Annotated in this window: 1 protein-coding gene; it reads left to right on the plus strand. The window is 54.3% G+C overall.

All coding sequences use genetic code 11. From position 1 onward, the window contains the following. A partial coding sequence (locus tag EHN13_RS23910) for a DUF927 domain-containing protein (protein WP_170166187.1) occupies window positions 1-689 on the plus strand: 689 nt, incomplete at both ends.

Genomic DNA, 689 nt, shown 5'->3' on the forward strand with positions numbered 1-689 from the left:
AGCCAGAGCCAGAACAGATGGATCGGTAAGGGAAACCAACCGCTGGAATCTGTTGTTTCTGTCCACCGGGGAACTGTCACTGGTGGAACATGCGGCAAGCGCCGGGGAACGTACGTATGCCGGGGTTGAAGTCAGAATGATCCAGATCCCAAGCGATTCAGGCAAATATGGTGTGTTTGAAGAACTTCATGGCTTCAGTAGCGGGAAAACCCTGGCTGAGCATCTTGAGCAGCACGTAGCGCATTATCATGGTGCGCCATTCCGCGACTGGCTGCATTGCCTGACCGCTGATCTGCCGGAACTGACCAGCCAGGCGAAAGCCTTATTGAAAGAGTACACTCGAAGGCTGACGCCGGAAAATGCCGGGAATCAGGTTGGCCGGGCTGTTACCCGTTTTGCTCTGGTTGCGATGGCCGGGGAACTGGCCACAAAAGCGGGCATCACAGGATGGCCGGAGGGAGAGGCCTTTCGTGCCGCTCAAAGTTGTCTGGCTGCATGGATGGCTGACCGGGGCCATACAGCTAATCAGGAAGATAAAGCGGCACTTGAACAGGTACGGGACTTCATGACGCGTAATCAGTTCAGTCGATTTGCTGACTGGAATGACGACAGGAACCGGCCTGTTTCAATGATGGGATTCAGAAAAGTCGATAAAGGAGACAACGTGACAGAGCCGGTTGTAACGTTCT

Source organism: Citrobacter youngae (assembly GCF_003818115.1).
Taxonomy (GTDB): domain Bacteria; phylum Pseudomonadota; class Gammaproteobacteria; order Enterobacterales; family Enterobacteriaceae; genus Citrobacter; species Citrobacter youngae.